The sequence below is a fragment of the Dietzia maris genome (genome assembly GCF_014144855.1).
Taxonomy (GTDB): Bacteria; Actinomycetota; Actinomycetes; order Mycobacteriales; family Mycobacteriaceae; genus Dietzia; species Dietzia kunjamensis.
This window is the reverse complement of sequence record NZ_JAALDN010000548.1, coordinates 1-2,359: the sequence shown is the minus strand read 5'-3', so window position 1 is coordinate 2,359 and position 2,359 is coordinate 1. Positions and strand designations below refer to the sequence as shown.

1 protein-coding gene and 1 pseudogene are annotated in these 2,359 nt (G+C 72.7%); both read left to right on the top strand.

What is annotated here, in order from left to right; translation table 11 throughout:
* Positions 1 to 226 precede the first annotated feature (226 nt).
* Positions 227 to 1,299 (top strand): annotated as a pseudogene (locus G6024_RS16050) (NAD(P)H-dependent amine dehydrogenase family protein).
* Entirely contained in the window at positions 1,296 to 2,267 is a 972-nt protein-coding gene (locus G6024_RS16045; protein ID WP_159149158.1) for an esterase/lipase family protein, read from the top strand. Before G6024_RS16050 ends, G6024_RS16045 begins: the two are co-directional and overlap by 4 nt.
* Positions 2,268 to 2,359: the final 92 nt, after the last annotated feature.

Here is a 2,359-nt window from a genome sequence, read left to right as displayed (position 1 = left end):
TGCCCCGGATCCGCTCCGAGCGCCCCGCGTTCGAGCTGCACTACCCGCACATGAGCGAGCGGATGCGCGAGGAGGCCCACGTCGGGGGCCGTCCCCGGGCCCAGGACCCGGACGCCGCGAAGGACGTCGGGGAGCGCGGGCCCTCGCCACATGACAGGTGAGCGCCGTGGGCGGTCCGCCAGAAGGGCCATCCGCCGGTGGGGAGCGGCGGATAGGGTCGGTGCCCATGACGATCCGGGTAGTGGAATGGTCGACGGGGTATCTGGGCCGGATGGCAGTCGAGGCGATCGCCGCCCGGCCCGAGCTGGAACTGGTGGGCCTGTACGTCTCCGACCCGGCCAAGGTCGGCGTGGACGCCGGGCGACTCGCCGGGGTGGACCGCGACCTGGGTATCGCGTCCACCGATGACACTGACGCGCTGCTCGCGCTGGACCCGGACGCGGTGGTCTACACCGCCGAGACCGAGACGCGGTTCGTGGACGCGATCTCCGACTTCTGCCGCTTCCTGCGCGCCGGTATCGACGTGGTGGCCTCCGGTCCGGTGCTGCTGCAGTACCCGCACGGCACCCTGCCCGAGGAGATGGTCTCCGAGCTCGCCGCCGCCGGACGTGAAGGCGGCGCCACGCTGCACGTCAACGGCATCGACCCCGGCTTCGCCAACGACGTCCTGCCGCTGGCCATGACCAGCTTGTCCCGGCGGATCGACCACATCCACGTGGGCGAGATCGCCGACTACTCCGTGTACCACCAGGGTGAGACCATGCGGCGACTGTTCGGTTTCGGCGGGCCCATGGACTCGCTGCCGCCACTGCTGCGTCCGGGGATGCTCGCGGCGGGCTGGGGATCGGTGGTCCGCCAGCTCGCGGCCGCCCTCGACGTCACCCTCGACGAACCGCTCCTGGAGCGACACGAGCGCCTGCCCGCGGCGACCTGACCCTGCTTGCGTGCGAGGTCCCGGAGGGGACGCAGGCCGCGCTGCGGTTCGAGGTGGTGGGGCAGGTCGACGGCGAGGACCGCATCGTCCTGGAGCACGTCACTCGCACTGCCCACGACCAGGCCCCCGACTGGCCGCGCCCGGACCACGGCGACGGCTGCTACCGCATCGAGATCACCGGCGAGCCCGCGATGTGGGTGGAGTTCGGACACCACGCCGAGCACGGCGATCACAACGTCTCCGGCATGCTCGTCACCGCGATGCGGCTGGTCAACTCGGTGGAGGCGGTCGTGGCGGCGGCGCCGGGACTCGTGTACGCGAAGGACCTCCCGATGATCACCGGGCGTGGCTTAATGAGCAGATGAGAACCCTGCGGGCCGCCCTGGCCGTCACCGGCGCCGCCCTCCTCGCGGTGACGGGCGTGGGCGCCGCGAACGCCACCGACCCGTCGAGACGGGCACCGCTGCCGGTGCCGTACTCCTTCTTCTCCGGGGCCGCCCGGGCGCTCACCGCCCCGGGGGCGGAGCTGCCCGGGGCCAACGACTGGTCGTGCCGCCCCACCGCCGACAAGCCGCGCCCGGTCGTGTTGGTCCACGGCACCTCCGGTGGCGCGGTCACCAACTGGGCCACCTACGGGCCGCTGCTGCACAACGAGGGCTACTGCGTCTACACGCTCACCTACGGGGCGTTGCCCGGTCAGCCGTGGCCGGTCAGTCTCCTGGGCGGCTTGTCGGACATCACGGAGGTATCGGTGCCGCAGGTCGGCGAGTTCGTCGACCGCGTCCTCGCCTCGACCGGGGCCGAGCAGGTGGACCTCATCGGGCACTCGCAGGGGACGCTCGTCTCCGGCCTGGTCGCCAAGGTCGGCCGACCCGGCAAGGTGAACACCGTCGCCGCGATAGCCCCGCTGTGGCACGGCTCCCGCGGGACCGGGTCCGGGGCGATCGGCACCGCCCTGGCCAGCGGGGACCGCGGACGTGCGGTCGAGATCGCTCCGTCCCTCGGCCAGATGGCCGCCGGGTCGGAGACGCTCGAACTCCTGTGGTCGGGTGGCACCCCCTATGCGCCGGGCGTGACCTACCTCAACCTCGTGACCCGGTACGACCAGCTGGTCCGGCCGTACACCTCCGGTGTGGTCGAGGGCCCGCGGGCCACCAACATCACCATCCAGGACGGGTGTGAGCAGAACCGGGCCGAGCACCTGGCCATCGCCTCGGATCCCCGGACCGCGGACTTCGTGCTCAACGCCCTCGACCCCGCCGACCCGCGTGAACCGCGGTGTGAGGCGGTCGCCCCCTACCTGGGACCGATTCCCACGCCGCCGGGATCGTGAACCGGACCGGGATCGCGGGACTGCTCGCGGCGGCAGCCCTCGTCGTCGTCGCCCCCGGCCCCGCGGCTCCCGCGCCCACGGCGGCGGCCGCT

Bases quoted from the DNA above. Each gene is read 5' to 3' on its own strand.
- G6024_RS16045 (WP_159149158.1), top strand. From the start codon at position 1,296: ATGAGAACCCTGCGGGCCGCCCTGGCCGTCACCGGCGCCGCCCTCCTC.